We start from the raw sequence: 21,175 nt of genomic DNA on the forward strand, positions 1-21,175 counted from the left end.
GACCCGCCCGGCCCGAGATCCTTGTAACGTCGCAGCATGAGTTCGACCTCCGCCCTGATTCTCGTGCTGGTTCTTGTCTCGGGCACCACCGTGCTGGGCCTCTTCTGGCGGTCCCGCCAGGGGCGCCCCATCGTGGTCACCCCGGCGGCTCCGGAGGCGCTCGGCGTGCCGGACGCGCTCACGCCGGCGGATGTCAGCAGCCGGGTTCCGTTCGGCGCGAACGCCACGCTCGTGCAGTTCTCCACCAGTCACTGCGCCCGCTGCCCCGGCACCCAGGTGCTCCTCGCCGGCCTGGCCCTGTCCCGTCCCGGCGTCGCGCACCTGGACGTCGACCTGACCCACCGCCGCGACCTCGCGAACCGGTTCGGGATCCTGCAGACCCCGACCACACTCATCCTCGACGGAACCGGTCAGGTGCGCGCCCGGATCGGCGGCGTTCCGAACCGGGCCGGCGTCCTCCGGCAACTCGACGACCTCACCGGGAGCAGCCATGCCCAGTTCGCCCGCTGAGCCCCGGCCGCAGCCCTCCGCGCGCCGGGCCCGCCCGGATCGCCCGGACCTCGACCCGCGCGGACCACGCTTCGGCGCCGCGATCACGGCCGTTCTGCTCCTGGTGGTGGTGTTCCTGTCGCTGACCGGGGCATCCGTTGCCGCCTTCGTCCTCCTCACGATCCTGGCGGCCCTCTTTGCCTGGGGTGCGTTCGCCGGCGCCGGGCGGCACCCTTACGGCGTGCTGTTCAAGACCGTCGTGCGGCCGCGGCTCGGCCCGCCCACCGCACTGGAGAAAGCGGCCCCGCCGACGTTTGCGCAGGGGGTAGGGCTGCTGGTCACCGTGACCGGCGTGGTGCTCGGTCTGGCCGGGCTGACGCCCGCTGTGGGCGTCGCTGCCGGCGTCGCGTTCGTCGCGGCGTTCCTGAACGCCGTGTTCGATTACTGCCTCGGCTGCCAGTTGTACCTGCTCCTGGTGCGTGCCGGCATCCTCGGACGCGGGCCGACGCCGCTGGACGGGAGCTGACGGCCGCCGCAGCTCCATCCCTGATCATTGGCTGAGAGTGAACCCTATGTGGGCCGAGGCGACAGTTAGGCTGAAGCTTCACCTCAGGAGGCAACATCATGGCACTCACCAGCGAAGCAACAACTGTCTGGACCGGCGATCTGAAGTCCGGCAGCGGTACCGTCACCCTCGACTCCTCCAAGACCGCCGAGTTCCCGGTCACCTGGCAGGCCCGGTCCGTCGGCACCCCGAACACCACCAACCCGGAAGAGCTTCTCGGAGCCGCCCACGCGGCCTGCTTCTCGATGGCGCTGGCCAACGGCCTCAGCGCCGGCGGACACACTCCCGACAGCATCCAGACCACCGCGGCCGTGACCTTCGAAGCCGGCGTCGGCGTGGTGGGCAGCCACCTCCTGGTCAGCGCCAAGATCCCCGGCCTGACCGAAGAGGAGTTCGCGGTCTACGCCGAGGACGCCAAGGCCAACTGCCCGGTTTCGAAGGCGCTCGCGGGCATCCCGATCACCATCGAAGCCGAGCTGGCGTAGGCGCGGCCCGCACACAATGCGAGTTCTCGTCTCCGGTGCGTCCGGACTGATCGGCACCGAGCTGAGCGCACAGCTGCGCGCGGCCGGCCACACCGTGGCCCGCCTGGTGCGCCGCGATCCGCGCGGGGCCGATGAATTCCGCTGGGACCCGGCCGCGCTGAGCATGGACCAGGGCGCCCTCGACGGCGCCGACGCCGTGATCAACCTGTCGGGGGCATCCATCGCCCGTCTGCCGTGGACGAAGGCCTATCGCCGGGAGATCCGTGACTCGAGGGTGCAGGCCACACGCACGCTGACGGATGCCATGGGCCGGCAGGCGACACCGCCAGCCGTGCTGCTCAATGCGTCGGCCGTGGGCATCTACGGCGACCGTCCGAGCGAGGTGCTCACCGAGAACTCCCCGGCCGGCAATGATTTTCTGGCGAAAGTCACCAGAGACTGGGAGGCCGAGGCCGCACGTGCGCCGGAGTCGACCCGTGTCGTCACCCTCCGCACCGGGCTGGTCATCGCCCGCGGCGGCGCCCTGAAGCCGCTTCTGCCGATCGTCAAGCTTGGCCTGGGCGGCCCGCTCGGCCGCGGCACCCAGCACTGGCCGTGGATCAGCCTGCACGACGAGGCCGCGGCCGTCGTGCACCTGCTCACCTCGACGCTGTCGGGTCCGGTCAACCTGGTCGGCCCGACACCGGCCACCGCGAACGACGTCATCCGGGCCGTTTCAGCCGGGCTGCACCGCCCGTTCCTGGTGCCGGTGCCGGAATTCGTGCTGACGCTCGTACTGCAGGATGCCGCTCGCGCACTGCTGCTCGCCGACCAGCAGATCGTGCCGGAGAGGCTGCACACAGACGGTTTCGTCTTCACCCACAAAACCGCGGCCGAGGCCGTGGCCTGGATGCTCAGCCGCCCGTAGTTCTGACGGTTCGCGGCCTCGGACGGCCAAGGCGCCACCCTGCCCGGGGTTCGGGCGCGGTCGGGGATGCGGGCGCGGTCGCAGCGGGCCGAGGGCATCCGTCGCGACGTAAACTCGGAGAAAATCGGGACACGCCGCATTTTTCGGCTGCTCCGGCGGCGTGTCGCGAAAAACTTTGCATTTAGCGCGCGGTGATGGATGCCGGTGAGCTGGTTCGAGGGCCGGGTCACCGGATTTCGGCGGGCTCACGCACCGGTGGAGGCTAGGCGCGCTCGAGGGAGATCGCGGTACGGATGGCGCCGCGGGCGCGACGGCGGTCCCCCGATGAGTTGTAGGCCAGGCCGAGCCTGAACCAGGCGCGCCAGTCGTCGGGGGCGGCATCGACGGCCGCCCGGTAGATCGGGAATTCGGCGTCGGCCTCGTCCCGCATGGGGCGTCCGCTCGGCCGGATCGGCAGTTCTTCGACGGGGAGCCCGCCCTCGGCCTCCAGCCGGCGCACGAGCCGCTCGGAGTTGCGCCCGAACCGGAGTTCGGCGACCAGCGCCCAGACTCCGACCAACGGGAGCACGAGAAGCGCCACCCCGATCACGATGCCGATGATTTCGCCGCTCTGCAGGAATAACACCGCTCGCCAGCCGACGAGAACCAGGTAGAAGACCAGCAGCAGGGCCATCAGGCCGGCGGCAAGGCGGCCCTTCATACGGCGGCCTCACCCGGGTGGGCAGTTGTGGCCGTCGTCGGCGCACCCAGTCCGAGATCGATGATCTGGTCGAGCCCGACGGTGACGCCGACGGCCGTGCGGGTGGCCGCCAGGGCCAGCAGGAGGCCACGTTCGTAGGATGCGGCCGACAGGGTGTTGTGGCTGATCGTGAGGGTCTCCCCCGCACCGCCGAAGAACACGTCCTGGCGGGCGAGCATGCCGTCGAGGCGCAGGCTGTGCACGGGAATGCTCGACACCTGCTGGCCACGAGCGCGCTGGTCGGTGTGCGGCGCCGACACCGGCCCGATTTCGGCCCTGGCCCGCCCGATCAGTTCGGCGGTGCGCACGGCCGTGCCCGATGGAGAGTCCACCTTGCCGGCCCGGTGGGCCTCGACGATCTCGATCGAGTCGAAGAAACGGGCGACGAGCACCGACAGGCCGGTCGCGATGACCGACGCCATCGAGAAGTTGGGGATGATGACGACGCCGATCTCATTCTGCCCTGCGAGGCGGGCGGAGAGGGCATCGATGCGGTACTGCGACCAGCCCGAGGTGCCCACGAGCACGCGCAGGCCGTGGTCCACCGCGAAGTCGACCACGCTTTGACTGACCCCGGGCAGGGTCAGGTCGATCACGATCTCCGCGCCGATCATCTCGGACAGGTCGCTCTTCGAGTTCAGGCCGGCGACGAGGACGTACTCCTCGGACTGCTCGACGAGACCCGAGACCAAGCGGCCCATCGTTCCCGATACGCCGACGATGGCCACCCGTGTTTTCATGGGTCCAATCTATCAATCGCGGGGCATCGAGTTAGCCTTGGGCCATGCCTGACTCCCCCGCCCTTGCCTTCACCGCTGTGTCGGTGACGGATGCCGGCTCCATCGTGCTGCTCACCCAGTACTTCAGCGATCGGGAGTCGGGCTTCCCGGCCGCGCAGGGCCGGTACCGCACCACGTTCCCCGATCCGGTCCAGTTCCTGCCGCCGTCCGGGGTGTTCCTGTTGGTCTGCGAGCAAATGGGACCGGCCGAACGAGCGTTTGTGGGGTGTGGCGGCATCCGTCGTCTCGAGGACTCCCCGACCGGAAATGTGCGGTTCGAGATCAAGCATCTCTGGCTGCAGCCGCAGGTGCGCGGGCGCGGATGGGGGCAGTCGCTGCTGACCGAGCTCGAACGACGCGCCCGGGAGTTCGGCGCCGACGACGTCGTGCTCGACACCAACGCGAGCCTGACCGCGGCCGGAGCACTCTACGCGCGGTCGGGCTACGAGTCCTGCGCGCCGTATAACGACAACCCGAATGCCACGACCTGGTATCGCAAGAGCCTCACCCGGAAGACGGACGGAGCCGGGCCAGCCGAGAGCCGGCCGCCCGGAACCCGCCTATCCACCTAGAACAGGAGCGGGTCCGGCAGACCGGTGCGCAGCTCCACGGGGAGGTGCCCGGTGTCGTTGTGGGTCAGCAGCGTCCAGGGCCGGCCCGGTTTTTGGTGCAGCACGGTGAGGCCGCAGTTCGCCTGGTTGATGCTGATCCACCGCCAGTCCGGGGCGCCCAGTACCTCCCGCACGAACCAAGCGATGACGAAGTTGTGGGTGATCAGCAGGTCGTGGCGTTCGCCGCGGCGCGGCTGGAGGAACTCGGCCACGGCGTCGCCCATCTGCGCGCTGCCGGCCTCGATGTCGGCCTCAGTGACCCTACCGAAGAACGGCGCATAGGCCGACGGCGTCTCCGGCGCCCTGCCGGAGGGGATGCAGTCGAAGAGCAGCGGGCTGGGCACCGAGGTCAGGGCCGGCAGTCGCTGCGCGATGATTTTCGCCGTGTCGGCGGCGCGCTGCAGCGGGGAGTGCCAGGCGTCCGTGAACGGCACGCCGCCGAGACGCTCGGCGATCAGCTGAGCCTGCCGGGTGCCGCGCGCGGACAGAGGCCCGTCGGGCATGCCGTGCTCGGCATCCTGCTGTTCACCGTGACGAACGAGGTAAATGTAATGGTGCAAGGGGATCTCTCTCAGTCAGGAGCCGCACATCAGCGTGTGGCCCCGGCTTTGGGTCTCGGTGGTTCTGGGCATTCAGTATCTGGGCACTGAGTTTTTGGGCTCCGAGTTTTTGGGTACCGAGTTTCTGGGCTCGACAGTTCTGCTCAGGAGGGCACAAAGGTCGGCAGGATCGCGGCGAAGACGTCGTCGTCGAGCGCGCCGACCGCGGAGATGGAGAGCGAGCCGGCGGCCAGTTCGGCGGCGAGGTTCTGAACGTCGTCGGCCGTGACGCGCGCGAGCCGGCGGAGGGCCTCGTCGAGGTCGATGAACTCGCCGAGGGTGATTTCGGCGCGGCCCAGCCGGGACATCCGGGTATCGGAGTCTTCAAGGGCGAGAGCGGATGCGCCGGACAACTGACCCGCGGCCCGCTTCATCTCGTCGGCCGTGACGCCGTTGTCGGCGAGTCGGTGCAGCTCGCCCAGCATCAGCTCGGCCACCTGGCCGGACTTCGCCGGGGTGCAGCCCGCGTACATGCCGAACAGTCCCGCATCCGAGTAGCCGGGCGCGAAGGAGTAGACCGAGTAGGCCAGACCGCGCTTCTCGCGGATCTCCTGGAACAGGCGCGAGGACATGCCCCCGCCGAAGATCGAGGTGAGCACGCTCATGGTGACGCGCCGCTCGTCGGTGGCCAGGAGGCCGGGGAAGCCCATCAGGATGTTCGCCTGTTCGAGCGGGCGGCGCACGATGGTGACCGGATCACCCTGACTGAGGGCGGCGGGGGCTCCGGACCGGCGGCCGACCGGGGGCGCGAAAACACTGAGGTCCCAGCCGGCGAGGGCGAGGGACCGGGTGACTGCTGCGACCAGCACGTCGTGGTCGACCGCGCCGGCCACGGTGACGACCAAGTCTTGTGGGCGGTAGTTCGCCCGGTAATGCTCTAGAACGGCGGCATGGGTGGCCGCACGGATCGTGTCGGGACTGCCGCCGATCGGGCGCCCGAGCGCGTGATCTCCCATGACCGCCTCGAAAAAGCGCTCATTGGCGACGTCGGCCGGGTCGTCGTCGGCCATGGCCAGCTCTTCGAGGATGACGCCCCGCTCGTTCTCAAACTCAACCGGGTCGAGCAGCGACGACGTGAGCATGTCGGTGAGCACCTCGACCGCCATCGGCAAGTCTTGGTCTTGCACCTTGGCGTAGTAGCAGGTGTATTCCTTGGCCGTCATCGCGTTGTGCTCACCGCCGACCGAGTCGAAGGCGATCGCGATGTCGAGGGCGGTGCGCTTGGCGGTGCCCTTGAACAGAAGGTGTTCCAGAAAGTGGGTAGACCCGAAGTGGCCGGGCTCCTCGTCGCGGGAGCCGACCGCGACCCAGTAGCCGATGGTCAGGCTGCGGCTGCCGGGAACGTGTTCCGACACGATGCGCACACCGCTCGGCAGCACGCTGCGGCGCACCAGGGAATCACCTGCCGCGCGGAACGAGAGTTCGGGCAGATCCAGAGAGAATTCGACGGCACCGTTCATGACTAGACCACCTTACGTCACGGCGCCGACGCGGCCCGGGTGCCGGCACCGGTGTTCGGCCGGCACCGGTGCGTCAGGCCGAGATCCGGTCGAGGTCCACCATGTCGCTGCGGGTCAGACGGATGCCGGCCGCCGTCACGAGGGCGTCGACCTGTTCGGGCTGGCTGGCACTGGCCACCGGCGCCACGACCGGCCCCCGTGCGAGCAGCCACGCGATCGCGATCGCCGCTGGCGGCGCCTCGTGCTCCTCGGCGATGCGGTCCAGCACCGCGAGCACGCGGAATCCGCTGCGGTTGCGGTATTGGGCGCCGCGGGAGCTGCGAGTGGTCTTCTCCAGATCGGCCTTCGACCGGTACCGGCCGGCCAGAAATCCGTGGGCGAGCGCGAAATAGGGGAGCACCGCCATTCCCTGGGCGCGGGTGACGAGGGCGAGAGAGGATTCGAATGCGGTGCGGTGCAGGAGGCTGTACTGCGTTTGCAGGGCAACGAAGCGGGGCAGGCCGTTCGCCGCGAGAACCCGGGCCTCCATCAGGCGTTCGGCGGAGAAGTTGGAGGCGGCGAGGTAGCGCACCTGGCCGCGGCGCATGAGCACATCGACGGCGCCGAGGCTCTCTTCCAGCGGCACTGTCGGGTCGTCGAAGTGGAAGTGCAGCAGGTCGATGTAATCCGTCCCCAGCCGGTCGAGGGAGGCGTGCACGGCGCCGATGATGCTGCGGGAGGAGAGCCCGGGGTTGTCGAGGTTCTTGCCGATCTTGGTGGCGATGACGGTGCTGTCGCGCGTTCGGCGCGAGCGCAGCCAGGACCCGATGATCACCTCGCTGCGGCCGGAGGTGTAGCTGTCGGCCGTGTCGAGGAAGTTGCCGGCCAGGTCGCGGTGGCGGTCGAGGATGCGGTGGCTCGTGGCGCCGTCTGCCGTCCACCCGAACACGCTCGTGCCGAGTGCCAGCGGGTGCACGGTGAGGTCGGTGTCGGCAATCGTGCGGCGGAGCGCCAGGGGTGACGCCCCGGTCGCGGGGGCGGCCTGCGGGACGTACAGATCCGGGATCGCGAGCGGGGGCGGGGGCAGAAAAACCGCCTGCGGGGCGGTCGGGATGGACGTCGAGATCGGAGCCGGGCCCTGTCCGGTCGGATGAGCGGGCAGGCTGGTGGTCGTACGGCGGGAACCATGCATGCCCGGACGCGGCATCCGTCGTCTCCCTTCGGTTGAGCCGAGGTTATCCCCGGGGCCGAACGTTGCGAAGGACACGCCTGGACCGTTACCAAACCGTGCGCGCATTGGGCCTGAACCCCGCCGCCGGAAGCGGAGAACCAGTTCCCAGAGTGTGAAGTTAGAATTGGGGGAACCGATTCCTGAGTAGCGGCCGCCCAGGCAACGCCCCCCGCCTGCCCGAATCATCCGCGAAAGAAGGATCCATGACGCAGCTCGCCGGCGTGTCCACGCCCGAGGTAATGAAAGAAGCGCGCAGGCGACGCACGTTCGCCGTGATTTCGCACCCCGACGCGGGGAAGTCGACGCTCACCGAGGCCCTGCTGCTGCACGCGCGGGCCATCACCACGGCCGGCGCCACACACGGCAAGGCCGGCCGACGCGGCACCGTCTCCGACTGGATGGCGATGGAGCAGGCCCGCGGCATCTCCGTGACCAGCGCGGCGATCCAGTTCGAGTACCGCGACACCGTGATCAATCTGGTGGACACCCCCGGGCACGCCGACTTCTCCGAGGACACCTTCCGCGTGCTCTCCGCCGTCGACGCCGCAGTCATGCTCGTCGACGCCAGCAAGGGTCTCGAGGTGCAGACCATGAAGCTCTTCGAGGTGTGCAAGCAGCGCGGCCTACCGGTGATCACGGTCATCAACAAGTGGGACCGTCCCGGTGCCGAGGCGCTGGACCTGATGGACGAGATCCGGGAGCGCACGGGACTCCTACCCACTCCCCTGACCTGGCCCGTCGGGATCGCCGGTGACTTCCGCGGCGTGATCGACCGGTCCTCGCACGAATTCATCCGCTTTCACCGCACCGCCGGCGGAACGAAAGCCGCCGAACCCGAGCGCTTGAGTGTGGCCGTCGCGGCCGCCGAGGAGGGCGCAGCCTGGGTCACCGCCACCGAGGAGTCCGAGCTGCTCGCCGAGGAGAGCCAGGACCACGATGAGGCCCGCTTCCTCGCGAACGAGACCACCCCGGTGCTGTTCGCCGCGGCCGTGCTCAACTTCGGCGTGCAGCACATTCTGGACACCCTCGTGGACTTCGCGCCGGCCGCGGAAGCCCGGGAGGACGCATCCGGTGGCCACCGCCCCGTGGACAGCGCCTTCTCCGGTTTCGTGTTCAAGGTGCAGTCCGGTATGAACGCCTCGCACCGCGACCACGTCGCGTTCGTGCGGGTCTGTTCGGGTCAGTTCCGGCGCGGGATGATCGTGACCCACGCGGCCAGCGGGCGGCCGTTCGCCACCAAGTACGCGCAGCACCTGTTCGGGCGCGAGCGGGAGGTGGCCGACGAGGCCTGGCCCGGCGACATCGTCGGCCTGGTCAATGCCTCCGCCCTACGGGTGGGCGACTCGATCTTCGAGATCGAACCGGTGGAATACCCGCCGCTGCCGATGTTCGCGCCCGAGCACTTCCGGGTGGTGCGGTCGGCGGACTCCAGCAAGCACAAGCAGTTCCGTCGCGGCATAGACCAGCTTGACCACGAGGGTGTCATTCAGGTGCTGCGGTCGGAGCTGCGCGGCGACCAGGCGCCGGTGCTCGGCGCGGTCGGGCCGATGCAGTTCGAGGTTGTGGAGGAACGGATGACCCACGACTTCGGCGCCGCCATTCGCACCGAGGCTCTGCCCTACCAGCTGGCCCGGCGCACCGACCGCGCGAGCGCCGAGATCCTCGGCCACGACCGCCAGGTCGAGGTGCTGATGCGCTCCGACGGCACGCTGCTCGCCCTGTTCAGCACTCCGTGGCGGCTGCGCAACACCGTGCGCGACCACCCCGAGCTGATGCTGGAAGACCTCGCCACGGGCAGCAACGAGGTTCCCGCCGCGTACTAGGCGAGTCGGTCCTGATTCGCAGGCCAGCAGCCCGAACGAATTCGACGGAGATTCTGCCGAAAACCGGCCCAAACCGGCCGGAAAACCGGATTCAGGCCAGAATCTCCGTCGCATTGGTTTGACGCCGCGAGGGCAGCGGCCAGCACGAGGGCAGCGGTCAGGCGGATGCCGTCGGGCATGGGGTCAGCGGGTCAGGTCGCGCGGCGGCTCCGTGAACTCGTCTCCGCCGTACTTTTCGTTGGCGACGCCCATCATCTCGGGCCACATCCGGTGCCGGGCCGTGGCCGCCTGCCCGCTCTCGAAATATGTCTCCCGCTGGTCTTCGCCGACCCCGGACACGTTCATGACGCCCACGATGGTGGCGACTTTCGTGCTCGCACCGGCCATCCAGGTGTCCCTGTTCTCATCGGTGGTGCCGGTCTTGCCGATCATCGGCACCTGCGGGTCGGTGTCGTAGTACGACGGGCTACCCGAGCCTCTGGTCATCACGCGCTCCATCGCGTAGCTCATGGCCGCGGCAACCTCGGGGGTGACGGACTGCGTGCAATTCGACTGCGGGGCGGGAAGTTCGGCTCCGTCGGGGCCGGTGATCCGGTCGATCACGATCGGCGTGCAGGTGACGCCATTGTTGGCGATCCCCGCGTAGGCGGCGGCCATCGTCAGCGGCGCGATCTCGTTGGTGCCCAGCACCGCGGACGCGCCCTGTTCCAGCGCGCCACCATCGGCGCGGTGCACGCCGAAGGCTTCGGCCGTCTTGCGGATGCCGCAGAGGTCGAGTTCCTTGGCCATTCCGATGAAGCCGGTATTGATCGAGTCGATGGTCGATTCCAGGGCGGAATAGGAGGAATCGTCATCCGAGGAGGAGTCGTTGCCGGGCGCAAAGCTCTCGCCGTAGTCCTGGGGACCGTTGCAACTGTCCTCGAAGGTTCCCCACTCGTCGCGTTCCCAGGCGCTGACCGAGTCGGCGAGCGAATTACCCTGAGTGAGCCATTCGGCGAGGGTGAAAACCTTGTAGATCGACCCGGTCTGGAATCCGTTGGAGCCGCCCTGGTCGAGATCGGTGTTGTAGTTGATGCCGGTGAAGTTCGCTCCGGTGTCGGCCGGGTCCTGGCTATAGTCCTTGTTCTGGGTCATGGCCAGCACCCGCCCTGTACCGACGCCCACGCTCGTGATCACGCCGCCGACATCCCAGTCCTCGAAGGTCTTGGGCACGTTCTCGGCCATGGTGCTCTCTGCCGCGCTCTGCAGGACGGGGTCGAGGGTCGTGTACACGTTGTAGCCGCCGAGCCGGAAGTTGGCCAGGCGGGCATCGGCATCCGCCCCGAAGGCCGGATCGTTCCGGAGGGTCTGGAGCACCAGGTCGCAGAAGTAGGCGCTTCCGCCCGCGGTGCGGCACCCCGTGCTCGGTTCGGTGATGGTCGGTTCGATCGGAGCGCTGATCGCGGCGTCGTGGTCCGCCGTGCTGATCTTCTCGTTCTCCTGCATCTCGTCGAGGATGTAGTCACGGCGTTCTTTGTTGGCCGCGTACCCGTTGGCGGCGCCGTTGGTCGTGCTGTCGGGTTCGTCGAGCTGGAACTTGACCGGGTTGTTCACGATCGCGACGAGGCTCGCGGCCTGCGGCAGCGTCAGCGCGGCCGCGGTCGTGTTGAAATAGTAGTTGGCGGCCGCCTCGATGCCGTAGACGGATCCACCGAAGCCGGTGATGTTCAGGTACTGCCGCAGGATGTCGTCCTTGGAGGACTTCTTCTCCAGACCGACGGCGAGGCTCATTTCCTTGAGTTTGCGCCACGGGCTGGTCTCCGTGGCCGCGTCGTAGCAAATCATGCGCTCGGCGTCATCGGAAAGGGCCTCGCACTGCTGCACGAGCACATTTTTCACGTACTGCTGGGTGATCGAGGATCCGCCGCGGACGTCGCCGGTGAACAGCGTGGTGACGGCGCCGGTGAGGCTGCCCCAGACGTTCACGCCGCCGTGCTCGTAGAATCCCGGGTCCTCGCCGGAGGTCGCCGCATCCTTCACGTACTGGCTGATCGCATCCGAACTCACTTCGACCCGGTTCTGGTCGTAGAAGGAGGCGAGCAGATAGGGCGAACCGTCACTCGCGGTGGCGTAGATGTTGCTCTTCTGCGACAACCGGCCGATTGACAGGTCGTCGGGCAGATTGACCACGGCCACGATCGCCGTCGTCGCCAGCAGGGCCACGATGACACTGAGCGCGATCAGCACACGCGAACGCCGTCGGGACCGACGGGCGTTTTTCCTACCGGACATTTCAGGGGTCATGAGCGCCGAGTCGTTTCTGGTTGCGAAGGAAGCGGGAGGGCCACCGGGCCGAACGGCCCGGCGGCCCGGCGGCTACAATCAGGCGTCGACGACGACCGAAGTGATGACCGGGATGCGGCGGTACTTGCGCTGCATCCAGCGGGTCAGACTCTGCGTGAAGATGTCTTCGAGCTCTGCGCCGTTGACGATCTTGACCTTGTTCGCGGCGCGCAGGGCGTCATCGATGGACTTGGTCGCGCCCTGGATCCACTCGTTGTCCTGCACGAAGCCGCGGGCGATGAACTCGACCGGCTCGGTGAGAAGCCCGGTTCGGGTGTCGAGGATGCCGAGGATCGTGACCGCGCCGTCGTTGGAGAGCTGCACGCGGTCGGCGAGAGCCTCCTCGGAGCCGCCGCCGCCGACCGTCATACCGTGCACGAAGACGAGCTCGGCAGCCACGCGGCCGGTGACTTTCGCGACACCGTCGACGAGGTCGACGACCACGCCGTCTTCGACGACGAGGACCTGGTCCTCGGGGACGCCCGTGCGGATGGCCAGATCGGCATTGGACTTGAGGTGGCGCCATTCGCCGTGGTACGGGATGACGTTCTTGGGTTTGACGATGTTGTAGACATAGACGAGTTCGCCGGCCGACGCATGGCCGGAGACGTGCACCTTGGCATTGCCCTTGTGCACGACGTTGGCACCCCAGCGGGTGAGGCCGTTGATGACCCGGTAAATCGAGTTCTCGTTTCCGGGGATCAGCGAACTGGCCAGCAGAACGGTGTCGCCCTCGCCGATCTTGATGGTGTGCTCGCGGTTGGCCATGCGGGCCAGCGCGGCCATGGGCTCACCCTGCGAACCGGTGCAGATCAGGACGACCTTGTCGTCCTTCATCCGGTCGAAGGCCTTGACGTCAACCAAAAGGCCCTTGGGCACCTGCAGGAAGCCCAGTTTCTCGGCGATGCCCATGTTGCGCACCATCGAGCGGCCGACGAAGGCCACCTTGCGGTTGTGGCGGGCGGCGGCGTCGATGACCTGCTGGATGCGGTGCACGTGACTGGCGAAGCTGGAAACGATGATCCGGCGAGGAGCGGTGCGGAAGACGGCGTCGATGGCCGGGCGGATGTCTTCCTCGGTCACCGTGAACCCGGGAACCTCGGCGTTGGTCGAGTCGGTCAGAAACAGGTCGACGCCCTCTTCTCCGAGCCGGGCGAAGCCGGGGAGGTCGGTAAGGCGGTTGTCGAGGGGGAACTGGTCCATCTTGAAGTCGCCGGTGACGAGCACGAGGCCGGCCTCAGTGCGGATCGCGACGGCGAGTCCGTCGGGGATCGAGTGGTTCACGGCGAGGAACTCGAGGTCGAACGGGCCGGCCTTGCGGCGCTGACCCTCCTTGACCTCGATCAGGCGCGGCGTGATGCGGTGCTCTTCGAGCTTCGCTGTGACGAAGGCCAGGGTCAGCTGTGATCCGATGACGGGGATGTCCTTGCGCTCGCGCAGCAGGTACGGCACGCCGCCGATGTGGTCTTCGTGGCCGTGGGTGAGCACGATGGCCTCGATGTCCTGGAGGCGGTCGCGCAGCGACGAGAAGTCGGGCAGGATCACGTTGATGCCGGGCTGGGTCTCTTCGGGGAAGAGAACGCCGCAGTCCACGATCAGGAGCTTGCCCTTGTGTTCGAAGACCGTCATGTTGCGGCCGATCTCGCCGAGACCGCCGAGCGGGGTGACGCGGAGGCCGCGCCTGGGCAGCTGCGGCGGCGTGGACAGGTCGAGCGGGTGCTTGGTCAAAAAAACTCATTTCTCAGTGTGAAAACGCGCGCGTCGCGGGCGTGTCTCGCGTAGTGGACCGTGGTCGGGTCCTGGTGAACGGATGTTCTGGTGAACAGATCGTGCAAAGTCTGGATTCGGGCGGCCGCGCCCGGGGCGGACGCTAATGTCCGATCGGGTCGGAGTCGAGGCTGAGTCCGAAGGCGGTGGCGTCAGGTCCGTGAAGTCATCGACACGGCAGTCGAGAGGGCACGGATGATGCTCATGACGCCTCATTCTATCGCAGCCTGGTCAGCCCCTTCACCGCTCCCCTGCCCAGCCTTCTCGAAGGCAGCACCGGTAGCGTCAGCCGCATGTCTGCCTCAGAGCTGTATTCGACCCCACTCACCCTCATCGACGGCACGGAAACGACCTTCGGCCAGTTCGGCGGCAAGGCCGTCCTGGTCGTGAACGTCGCCTCGAAATGTGGGTTCACTCCGCAGTACGCCGGTCTCGAAGCGCTCTACCAGAAGTACCAGAACGAGGGACTCGTCGTACTCGGCCTTCCCTGCAACCAGTTCATGGGACAGGAGCCAGGGGCCGAGGCGGACATCGAGTCGTTCTGCCAGAAGAACTACGGCGTCACCTTCCCGCTGAGCGTGAAGGTCGACGTGCGCGGCAGGCACCAGCACCCGCTCTACGCTCAGCTGACCAAGTTCAAGTCGGGCCTGCTGCCCGGTCTGATCAAGTGGAACTTCGAGAAGTTCTTGGTGAGTCCCGAGGGTGAGATCGTCAACCGCTTCGCGTCGACGGTCGAGCCGGAGTCCGACGAGATCGTGCAGGCGATCGAGAAGACCCTCGCGGCCAACGCCGCCTAAGAGCCCACCGAGCCGGTTGACGCCCCTGGCTCCCCCGGGGTGGATGGGTCCAGGACGAGCCCGCGCGTGTGGTCAACTCAGGACATCCGTCGCCCTCGTGAACCTGCCGCCCCGGACCAGTGCGGAACCGGCGTGGATGCCCGGCGTGGCCAGACGTATCTCCTGACTAAGCCACAAGGCGCCACGGATATGCCGCAGGGCTTACGCGGTTCGGGCAATCATCGGTCGCCCCACCCCGCGCTGCGCCGTGAACGAATTCGACGCCGAACAGAGGCAGCTAGTGGTCCACCGAGTCGGCCGGAGCCGATCCCGTCGGAAATCCCGGTTCCGGCGGGACGGTCGCCGCCCGCCGCAGCACCGCTTCGGCGTGGCGCAGCAGGGGTGCGTCGATCATGCGCCCCTGGTAGGCGAACACGCCCCCCTCTCCCGCGGCCGCCTCCAGGATCTGCCACGCCGCCGTGACCTCGGCAGGCGTGGGCCGGTAGGCGGCCCGGATGACGGGCACCTGGCTGGGGTGGATACAGGCGGTGGCGCGAAATCCGCTCGCGACCGCATCCACCACCTCGGCCTGCAGACCCTCGAGGTCGGGGATGGCCAGGAACACGCCGTCCACGGCCGCCTTGTCGTTGGCCCCGGCCGCCAGGAGCACAGCGGACCGAGCATGGCGGGCGATGGCGCGGTAGCTGCCGTCGGGGAACCGGCTCGAGCTGCCGCCGAGCGAGGCCACCAGGTCGTCGGCGCCCCACATCACCGCCACCACATTGGGCTCGGCCGCAATCGAGGGGGCGGCGAGCACCCCCGCGGCGGTCTCGCAGAGTGCGATCACCTCGAACCGGGCGAGAGCGGCGAGGTGAGCGGCGCTCACGGTTTTCGGCAGCATCACGTAGCGGTACAGGGTGTCGTCGAGGGCGGCGAGGTCAAGCTGGAAGTCGGGCGTGTCGGCCGGGTTGACGCGCACGACAGTGCGTTCGGGGTCGAGCGGATGGCTGACCAGCAGGCCGCGAGCGCGTGCCCGGTTGCCGGGCAGGAGCGCATCCTCCAGGTCGAGGATCACGGCATCCGCCCGCTCCGCCGCCTTGCGATACCGGTCGGGGCGGTCGGCCGGGCAGAACAGCAGCGCGGGTCCAAGGTCGAAGCTCATTGGACGGCCGCCCGGCACCAGACCAGCACCGTGCGCTCGGCCGTGGCCACCACGTCGCCCTCCTGGTTACGACCGGTGTGCCGAAGCGTGACCAGCCCCTGGCCCGGCCGGGACGCCGACAGCCGGCGGGCGGTGACGATCGTGTCGGAGTAGAGGGTGTCGCCGTGGAAGAGCGGATGCGGGAACGTCACCTCCCCGAAGCCGAGGTTCGCCACGATCGTGCCCTGCGTCAGCTGCGCGACCGAACTTCCCACCAGCGTCGCCAACGTGAACATCGAGTTGACCAGGCGCCGCCCGAACGGCTGGGTGGCCGCCCACGCCGCGTCGAGGTGCAGTGCCTGCGAGTTCATGGTCAGCGTGCTGAAGAGCACGTTGTCGGCCTCGGTCACCGTGCGACCGGGGCTGTGCCGGTAGCGGGCCTCGAGGTCGAATTCCTCGTAATACAGCCCGCGCTGCTCGATCGTGCGTCGTTCGTCGCTCATTTTCCTCCCGCCTAACCGGTGAACCCAAGCGCCCGCGAGATGACCATCAGCTGAACCTCGGTAGTGCCTTCACCGAGCTCGAGCACCTTCGAGTCGCGGTAGTGCCTCGCCACCGGGTTCTCGTTCAGGAACCCGTAGCCGCCAAAGATCTGGGTCGCGTCGCGGGCGTTGTCCATGGCGGCTTCGCTTCCCACCATTTTGGCAATCGAGGCCTCCATTTTGAAGGGGTGTCCATGCACCATTTTCATGGCCGCGTCGTAGTAGGCGAGGCGGGCCGTGTACACGCGAGCCTGCATCCGTGCGATCTTGAACGCGATGTGCTGGTTGGAGCCGATCGACCGGCCGAACACATTGCGGGTGTTGGCGTAACGGATGGACTCCTCGAGGCAGCCCTGCGCCGCACCCGTGCACAGCGCGGCGAAGGCGATGCGCCCCTCGTCGAGGGTCTGCACGAAGTTGGCGAAGCCGCGGCCGCGTTCGCCGAGCAGGTTGGCCTCGGGCACGCGCACGTTCTCGAAGAGCAGCGGATGCGTGTCGGAGGTGTGCCAGCCCACCTTGTCGTAAGCCGGCAGCGCCGTGAACCCCGGGGTCGGGGTGGGCACGAGGATGGCCGTGAGCTCCTTCTTCACCGAGCCGTCGGGGCGCTCGGACTCGCCGGTGACGGCTGTCACGGTGACCAGCCGGGTGATCTCGGAACCGGAGTTGGTGATGAACTGCTTCGTGCCGTTGATCACCCATTCACTGCCGGAAAGCTCGGCCGTGGTCTTCGTGCCGGCGGCGTCGGAGCCGGCATCCGCCTCGGTCAACCCGAACGCGGCGAGCGCACGCCCGCTGGTCAGCAGCGGCACCCACTCCTGCTTCTGCGCCTCGGTTCCGCGCCGGTAGACGGGCATGATGCCGAGCCCCACGCCGGCCTCGAGGGTGACGGCGATGGACTGGTCGACCCGGGCAAGCTGCTCGACCGCGAGGCAGAGCGCGAAGTAGTCCTGGCCCTGGCCGCCGTACTCCTTCGGGAATGGCAGGCCGAACAGGCCCAACTCCCCCATCTGGGCGATGATGTCATAGGGCAGGCTGCGCTTGGTGTCGTACTCGTAGGCGGCCGGCGCTACGACCATGTCGGCGAAGTCGCGCACGGTGTCGCTGAGCTGCTGCTGCTGCTCGGTCAGTTCCTGTTTCACGTTGGGTCTCCCTTGACTGGCGTGGCTGGTGGTGTGGCTTCCGTCCCGGTGGTCACGGCGGTGGCGGCGACTGTGGCGACGATCTGGTCGAGGCGCACGAGGTCACCCGGGCGCACGCCGATGGTGAGCCGGCCATCCGTTTCGGCCAGCAGATGGTGCTCCATTTTCATGGCCTCCACGGTGAGGATGCGCTGGCCGGCGACGATCAGGTCGCCCGTGGCGAGGTGCACGGCAACCACGGTCCCGGGCATCGGCGAGCGCACCTCCGGCCGGGCCGCCCCGGCCTCTCCCCCGGCCCGGTCGAGGCCGGTGAGGCGGTCGACGAGCTGCTCGGCCCGGGAGCGGTGCACCAGCTCGGTGCCAAAACCGCTCTGGCCGAGCCAGAGGCGCGGGCCGTCGGACACGAGCTGCAGCACCTCAAGGCGGCCGCCCAGTTCACAGGCGAAGGTATCGGCGTGGCCGGTGACGGGCGCGAGTCGGCCGGGAACGGGCATCCGTTCGTCGACGGCCACGGTCAGGCCGTCCGGGCCGGTCAGCACGGCAACGTCGACGGTTTCGGTGGCGCTGACCCGCAGGCTGTAGTGCACCGGCCGGGCCGGACCGAGCCGCCAGCCGCTCGGCTGTGCCCACAGGCCGGCGGCGGCGCTCGTTGTGCCGGTGCCCGCGGCGTCGGCGCCCGCGGCGGCAGTGCGGGCGGTGGCGGTGGCGCGCGCGTGCAGGAACAGGGCCGCGGCGGCCGGCAGGTGGTCGGGCAGCGGTTGCCCGGGCATCCCCCGGAGTCCGAGACCGGGCAGGCTGCGCTCGATCAGGCCGGTATCGAGGCGACCGACACGCACGTCGGGGTTGTGCAGCAGCAACCGGAGAAACTCCACGTTGGTGTGCACCCCGAGCACCACGGTGTCGGCGAGTGCCCGGTCGAGGCGGGCGAGGGCCTCGGCGCGGTCAGCACCCCAGGCGATCACCTTGGCGAGCATCGGGTCGTAGACCCCCGAGATCGGCAGGCCCGGACGCAGCGAGCTGTCGACCCGGATGCCCTCGCCGACCGGTTCGGACAGGCTGCGCACGGTGCCCTGGCTGGGAAGAAAACCGCGCGCCGGGTTCTCGGCGTAGAGGCGCGCCTCGATCGCGTGCCCGGTGAGCACCACCTCCGCCTGGGTCAGCGGCAGCGGTTCCCCCGCGGCGATGCGCAGCTGCCACTCGACCAGATCGAGGCCGGTGACCAGCTCGGTCACCGGGTGCTCCACCTGCAGCCGGGTGTTCATCTCCATGAAGAAGAACTGGTCCGGGGCCGCATCGGAGACCAGGAACTCCACCGTGCCGGCGCCGGTGTAGCCGACGCTCCGGGCGGCCTGGCAGGCTGCCTCGCCGATGCGTGCACGCGTGGCCGGGTCGAGCAGCGGCGACGGAGCCTCCTCGATCACCTTCTGGTGGCGGCGCTGCAGGGAGCACTCGCGCTCACCGAGATGGATCACGGCGCCCGAAGCGTCGGCGAGCACCTGCACCTCGATGTGCCGGGGCTGATCGATGAAGCGCTCGAGCAGCAGCGTGTCGTCGCCGAACGCGCCCTGCGCCACGCGCCGCGCCGTGACGAGCGCCGCGGCGAGCTCGCCCGCGGCGTCGACCCGCAGCATCCCCTTGCCGCCGCCGCCCGCGGACGGTTTGATCAGGAGCGGGTAGCCCACCTCCACGGCGGCGGCGATGAGCTGGTCGTCGGTCTGGCCGGGCCGGGAGAACCCGGGAATGACGGGCACACCGCTATCGGCGACATGGTTCTTGCCGCGGATCTTGTCGCCCATCACGGCAAGGGCGTTCAGACCCGGTCCGACGAAGACGAGGCCGGCGGAGGCGCAGGCGCGGGCGAAGGCCTCGTTCTCACTGAGGAATCCGTAGCCGGGATGCACGGCGTCGGCGTCGGTGGCCGCCGCGGCCGCCAGGATCGCGTCGATGTTCAGGTAGCTCGCCTGGGGCGCGGCCGGGCCGAGGCGCACCGCGGCGTCCGCGAGGCTCACGTGCAGCGCATCACGGTCGGCGTCGCTGTAGACGGCCACCGAACGGATGCCCATCGTGCGCAGGGTGCGGATGATGCGGCAGGCGATCTCGCCGCGGTTGGCGACCAGCACGGTCTCGAAGAGTGTCAAGCGCGGTGTCAGTGCGTTCGGTGTCGGTGCGTTCGGTGTCATGGTGCGCCTCACATCCGGAAGAGGCCGAAAGCGGTCTCAGGCAGGGGTGGCCCGGAAACGACGTCGAGGGCCAGGCCCAGCACGGTGCGGGTGTCGGCCGGGTCGATCACCCCGTCGTCCCAGAGCCGGGCGGTCGAATAGTAGGGGCTGCCCTGCCGCTCGTATTGGGCGGTGACGGGCGCGGTGACCTCCTCCGCGGCATCCGTCGACCAGGGCAGGCCGGCCTTCTCCCGCTGCTCGCGTTTAACGGTGACGAGAACGGATGCGGCCTGCGGGCCGCCCATCACGGAGATGCGGCTGTTCGGCCACATCCAGAGGAAGCGGGGCGAGTAGGCACGGCCGCACATGGAATAGTTGCCGGCGCCGAACGACCCGCCGATCACGACCGTGAGCTTGGGCACGCGCGCGGTGGCGACGGCGGTGACCATTTTCGCGCCGTTCTTGGCGATGCCGCCGGCCTCATAGTCGCGGCCGACCATGAAACCGGAGATGTTCTGCAGGAACAGCAGCGGGATGCCGCGCTGATCGCACAGCTCGATGAAGTGTGCCCCCTTGAGGGCGGATTCGGAGAACAGCACACCGTTGTTGGCGATGATGCCGACCGGATGGCCATGCAGATGCGCGAAGCCGGTGACCAGGGTAGTACCGTACTCCTTCTTGAACTCATGGAACTCGCTACCGTCAACCAGACGCATGATCACCTCGTGCACGTCGTAGCGGCCCTGCGGGTCGGTCGGCACCGCGCCGTAGAGCTCGGCCGGGTCGGCAACGGGGTCGACGGCCGGCAGCCGCGGCCAGGCCGGCGGCGGAGGCGCGGGCAGGTAACGCACGATGTCGCGCACGATCTGGAGTGCGTGCTCGTCGTCCTCGGCGAGGTGGTCGGTCACCCCGGAGGTGCGGGCATGCAGGTCACCGCCGCCGAGCTCCTCGGCCGTGACGATTTCGCCGATCGCGGCCTTCACCAGCGGCGGGCCGCCGAGGAAAATTGTTCCCTGGTTCCGCACGATCACGGTTTCGTCGCTCATCGCCGGCACGTAGGCGCCGCCCGCGGTGCAGGATCCCAGCACGGCGGCGATCTGCGGGATCTTGGCCGCCGACATCCGGGCCTGGTTGTAGAAGATGCGGCCGAAGTGGTCACGGTCGGGGAAGACCTCGTCCTGCAGCGGCAGAAAGGCCCCGCCCGAATCGACCAGGTAGACGCACGGGAGCCGGTTCTCGAATGCGATCTCCTGCGCCCGGAGGTGCTTCTTGACCGTCATCGGGTAGTAGGTTCCGCCCTTGACGGTGGCGTCGTTGGAGATGACGAGCACGTGGCGGCCGTGGATCAGCCCGATCCCGGCGATCAGGCCGGCACCGGGGCTGTCGTCGCCGTAGAGTCCGGTGGCGGCCAGGGGCGCGATCTCGAGGAAGGGGCTGCCGGCATCCAGCAGCCGGTCGATGCGTTCGCGCGGCAGCAGTTTGCCACGGGCGAGGTGGCGCTGGCGGGAGGCCTCGGGACCGCCGAGGGCGACGACGGCGAGGCGGCGGCGCAGGTCGGCGACGAGCTCGCGGTGGGCGGTGGCGTTCGCGTCGAAGGCCGGACTGGTCGAGTCGATCAGACTCGCGAGTGTCTCCATCGACGACTTCCCGCTTTCCCGCTTG

General features: G+C 68.6%; 19 protein-coding genes. 7 read left to right on the plus strand and 12 right to left on the minus strand.

Annotated elements, in window-relative coordinates:
- Positions 1-36 precede the first annotated feature (36 nt).
- The 4 genes from E3O47_RS14490 (at position 37) to E3O47_RS14505 (ending at position 2,446) form a co-directional block, all read left to right on the plus strand.
- Positions 37-510 (plus strand): thioredoxin family protein, encoded by a 474-nt coding sequence (locus E3O47_RS14490; RefSeq protein ID WP_134421027.1) that lies wholly within the window; start codon positions 37-39, stop codon positions 508-510.
- Positions 491-1,015, plus strand: a complete 525-nt coding sequence (locus E3O47_RS14495) for a DUF4395 domain-containing protein (protein ID WP_134421029.1) — start codon at positions 491-493, stop codon at positions 1,013-1,015. The genes E3O47_RS14490 and E3O47_RS14495 overlap by 20 nt, the downstream gene beginning before the upstream one ends.
- A 98-nt stretch (positions 1,016-1,113) precedes the next feature.
- Positions 1,114-1,539 (plus strand): OsmC family peroxiredoxin, encoded by a 426-nt coding sequence (locus E3O47_RS14500; RefSeq protein ID WP_104101161.1) that lies wholly within the window; start codon positions 1,114-1,116, stop codon positions 1,537-1,539.
- Between the two features lie 16 nt (positions 1,540-1,555).
- A complete protein-coding gene (locus E3O47_RS14505) occupies positions 1,556-2,446 on the plus strand; it encodes a TIGR01777 family oxidoreductase (protein ID WP_104101158.1) in 891 nt (296 codons plus the stop codon).
- Positions 2,447-2,708: 262 nt separating this feature from the next.
- On the opposite strand, the gene E3O47_RS14510 is transcribed toward E3O47_RS14505, so the two are convergent.
- Positions 2,709-3,146 carry a tetratricopeptide repeat protein gene (locus E3O47_RS14510; RefSeq protein WP_104101156.1) on the minus strand — a complete coding sequence of 146 codons (438 nt, stop codon included), beginning with the start codon at positions 3,144-3,146 and terminating at the stop codon, positions 2,709-2,711.
- A complete protein-coding gene (locus E3O47_RS14515) occupies positions 3,143-3,925 on the minus strand; it encodes a dihydrodipicolinate reductase C-terminal domain-containing protein (RefSeq protein ID WP_134421031.1) in 783 nt (260 codons plus the stop codon). The genes E3O47_RS14510 and E3O47_RS14515 overlap by 4 nt, the downstream gene beginning before the upstream one ends.
- A 44-nt stretch (positions 3,926-3,969) precedes the next feature.
- Here E3O47_RS14515 and E3O47_RS14520 point away from each other — a divergent pair, with 44 nt between their 5' ends.
- Positions 3,970-4,536, plus strand: a complete 567-nt coding sequence (locus E3O47_RS14520; protein WP_104101151.1) for a GNAT family N-acetyltransferase — start codon at positions 3,970-3,972, stop codon at positions 4,534-4,536.
- Here the strand turns inward: E3O47_RS14520 and E3O47_RS14525 are convergent.
- The 3 genes from E3O47_RS14525 to E3O47_RS14535 form a co-directional block, all read right to left on the minus strand.
- The gene (locus tag E3O47_RS14525) at positions 4,533-5,135 is read right to left on the minus strand and encodes a histidine phosphatase family protein (protein WP_104101149.1); all 603 of its coding nucleotides are present in this window, start codon (positions 5,133-5,135) and stop codon (positions 4,533-4,535) included. The two genes, E3O47_RS14520 and E3O47_RS14525, sit on opposite strands and share 4 nt — an antisense overlap.
- A gap of 143 nt (positions 5,136-5,278) precedes the next feature.
- Positions 5,279-6,634, minus strand: a complete 1,356-nt coding sequence (locus E3O47_RS14530) for a pitrilysin family protein (protein WP_104101147.1) — start codon at positions 6,632-6,634, stop codon at positions 5,279-5,281.
- A 73-nt stretch (positions 6,635-6,707) separates the two neighbouring features.
- Positions 6,708-7,805: an aldo/keto reductase gene (locus tag E3O47_RS14535; RefSeq protein ID WP_104101299.1), complete on the minus strand. Its 1,098-nt coding sequence runs from the start codon at positions 7,803-7,805 to the stop codon at positions 6,708-6,710.
- Between the two features lie 242 nt (positions 7,806-8,047).
- Between E3O47_RS14535 and E3O47_RS14540 the strand changes: the two genes are divergently transcribed.
- Positions 8,048-9,667, plus strand: coding sequence for a peptide chain release factor 3 (locus E3O47_RS14540; protein WP_104101145.1), 1,620 nt, complete (start codon positions 8,048-8,050; stop codon positions 9,665-9,667).
- A 183-nt stretch (positions 9,668-9,850) separates the two neighbouring features.
- Here the strand turns inward: E3O47_RS14540 and E3O47_RS14545 are convergent, their stop codons facing one another.
- Both E3O47_RS14545 and E3O47_RS14550 read right to left on the minus strand, forming a co-directional pair.
- On the minus strand, positions 9,851-11,893 hold the full coding sequence (locus E3O47_RS14545; RefSeq protein ID WP_166785408.1) for a transglycosylase domain-containing protein: 2,043 nt from the start codon (positions 11,891-11,893) through the stop codon (positions 9,851-9,853).
- A gap of 135 nt (positions 11,894-12,028) precedes the next feature.
- On the minus strand, positions 12,029-13,717 hold the full coding sequence (locus E3O47_RS14550) for a ribonuclease J (RefSeq protein WP_233191417.1): 1,689 nt from the start codon (positions 13,715-13,717) through the stop codon (positions 12,029-12,031).
- A gap of 332 nt (positions 13,718-14,049) precedes the next feature.
- Here E3O47_RS14550 and E3O47_RS14555 point away from each other — a divergent pair, with 332 nt between their 5' ends.
- Positions 14,050-14,553: a glutathione peroxidase gene (locus tag E3O47_RS14555; RefSeq protein ID WP_134421035.1), complete on the plus strand. Its 504-nt coding sequence runs from the start codon at positions 14,050-14,052 to the stop codon at positions 14,551-14,553.
- Between the two features lie 277 nt (positions 14,554-14,830).
- Here the strand turns inward: E3O47_RS14555 and E3O47_RS14560 are convergent, their stop codons facing one another.
- The 5 genes from E3O47_RS14560 to E3O47_RS14580 are packed head-to-tail and all read right to left on the minus strand — an operon-like array spanning position 14,831 to position 21,150.
- Positions 14,831-15,694, minus strand: coding sequence for a CoA ester lyase (locus tag E3O47_RS14560; protein ID WP_134421037.1), 864 nt, complete (start codon positions 15,692-15,694; stop codon positions 14,831-14,833).
- Complete coding sequence (locus E3O47_RS14565) at positions 15,691-16,176, minus strand: MaoC family dehydratase (RefSeq protein WP_134421039.1); 486 nt, start codon at positions 16,174-16,176, stop codon at positions 15,691-15,693. The genes E3O47_RS14560 and E3O47_RS14565 overlap by 4 nt, the downstream gene beginning before the upstream one ends.
- An 11-nt stretch (positions 16,177-16,187) precedes the next feature.
- Positions 16,188-17,354: an acyl-CoA dehydrogenase family protein gene (locus tag E3O47_RS14570; protein WP_104101134.1), complete on the minus strand. Its 1,167-nt coding sequence runs from the start codon at positions 17,352-17,354 to the stop codon at positions 16,188-16,190.
- A complete protein-coding gene (locus E3O47_RS14575) occupies positions 17,351-19,534 on the minus strand; it encodes a biotin carboxylase N-terminal domain-containing protein (protein ID WP_134421041.1) in 2,184 nt (727 codons plus the stop codon). Before E3O47_RS14575 ends, E3O47_RS14570 begins: the two co-directional genes overlap by 4 nt.
- 8 nt (positions 19,535-19,542) lie before the next feature.
- Positions 19,543-21,150: a carboxyl transferase domain-containing protein gene (locus tag E3O47_RS14580; protein WP_104101127.1), complete on the minus strand. Its 1,608-nt coding sequence runs from the start codon at positions 21,148-21,150 to the stop codon at positions 19,543-19,545.
- Between the last annotated feature and the right edge of the window lie 25 nt (positions 21,151-21,175).

Source organism: Cryobacterium sp. TMT2-17-1 (genome assembly GCF_004402765.1).
In the GTDB taxonomy this organism is placed as follows: Bacteria; Actinomycetota; Actinomycetes; order Actinomycetales; family Microbacteriaceae; genus Cryobacterium; species Cryobacterium sandaracinum.

Excerpts from the sequence above, each read along its gene's own strand:
- E3O47_RS14535 (WP_104101299.1), bottom strand. The coding sequence starts at position 7,805 with ATGCATGGTTCCCGCCGTACGACCACCAGCCTGCCCGCTCATCCGACC.
- E3O47_RS14560 (WP_134421037.1), bottom strand. The coding sequence starts at position 15,694 with ATGAGCTTCGACCTTGGACCCGCGCTGCTGTTCTGCCCGGCCGACCGC.
- E3O47_RS14580 (WP_104101127.1), bottom strand. The coding sequence starts at position 21,150 with ATGGAGACACTCGCGAGTCTGATCGACTCGACCAGTCCGGCCTTCGAC.
- E3O47_RS14575 (WP_134421041.1), bottom strand. The coding sequence starts at position 19,534 with ATGACACCGAACGCACCGACACCGAACGCACTGACACCGCGCTTGACA.
- E3O47_RS14530 (WP_104101147.1), bottom strand. The coding sequence starts at position 6,634 with ATGAACGGTGCCGTCGAATTCTCTCTGGATCTGCCCGAACTCTCGTTC.
- E3O47_RS14490 (WP_134421027.1), top strand. The coding sequence starts at position 37 with ATGAGTTCGACCTCCGCCCTGATTCTCGTGCTGGTTCTTGTCTCGGGC.
- E3O47_RS14495 (WP_134421029.1), top strand. The coding sequence starts at position 491 with ATGCCCAGTTCGCCCGCTGAGCCCCGGCCGCAGCCCTCCGCGCGCCGG.
- E3O47_RS14565 (WP_134421039.1), bottom strand. The coding sequence starts at position 16,176 with ATGAGCGACGAACGACGCACGATCGAGCAGCGCGGGCTGTATTACGAG.
- E3O47_RS14520 (WP_104101151.1), top strand. The coding sequence starts at position 3,970 with ATGCCTGACTCCCCCGCCCTTGCCTTCACCGCTGTGTCGGTGACGGAT.
- E3O47_RS14510 (WP_104101156.1), bottom strand. The coding sequence starts at position 3,146 with ATGAAGGGCCGCCTTGCCGCCGGCCTGATGGCCCTGCTGCTGGTCTTC.
- E3O47_RS14500 (WP_104101161.1), top strand. The coding sequence starts at position 1,114 with ATGGCACTCACCAGCGAAGCAACAACTGTCTGGACCGGCGATCTGAAG.
- E3O47_RS14555 (WP_134421035.1), top strand. The coding sequence starts at position 14,050 with ATGTCTGCCTCAGAGCTGTATTCGACCCCACTCACCCTCATCGACGGC.
- E3O47_RS14505 (WP_104101158.1), top strand. The coding sequence starts at position 1,556 with ATGCGAGTTCTCGTCTCCGGTGCGTCCGGACTGATCGGCACCGAGCTG.
- E3O47_RS14515 (WP_134421031.1), bottom strand. The coding sequence starts at position 3,925 with ATGAAAACACGGGTGGCCATCGTCGGCGTATCGGGAACGATGGGCCGC.
- E3O47_RS14540 (WP_104101145.1), top strand. The coding sequence starts at position 8,048 with ATGACGCAGCTCGCCGGCGTGTCCACGCCCGAGGTAATGAAAGAAGCG.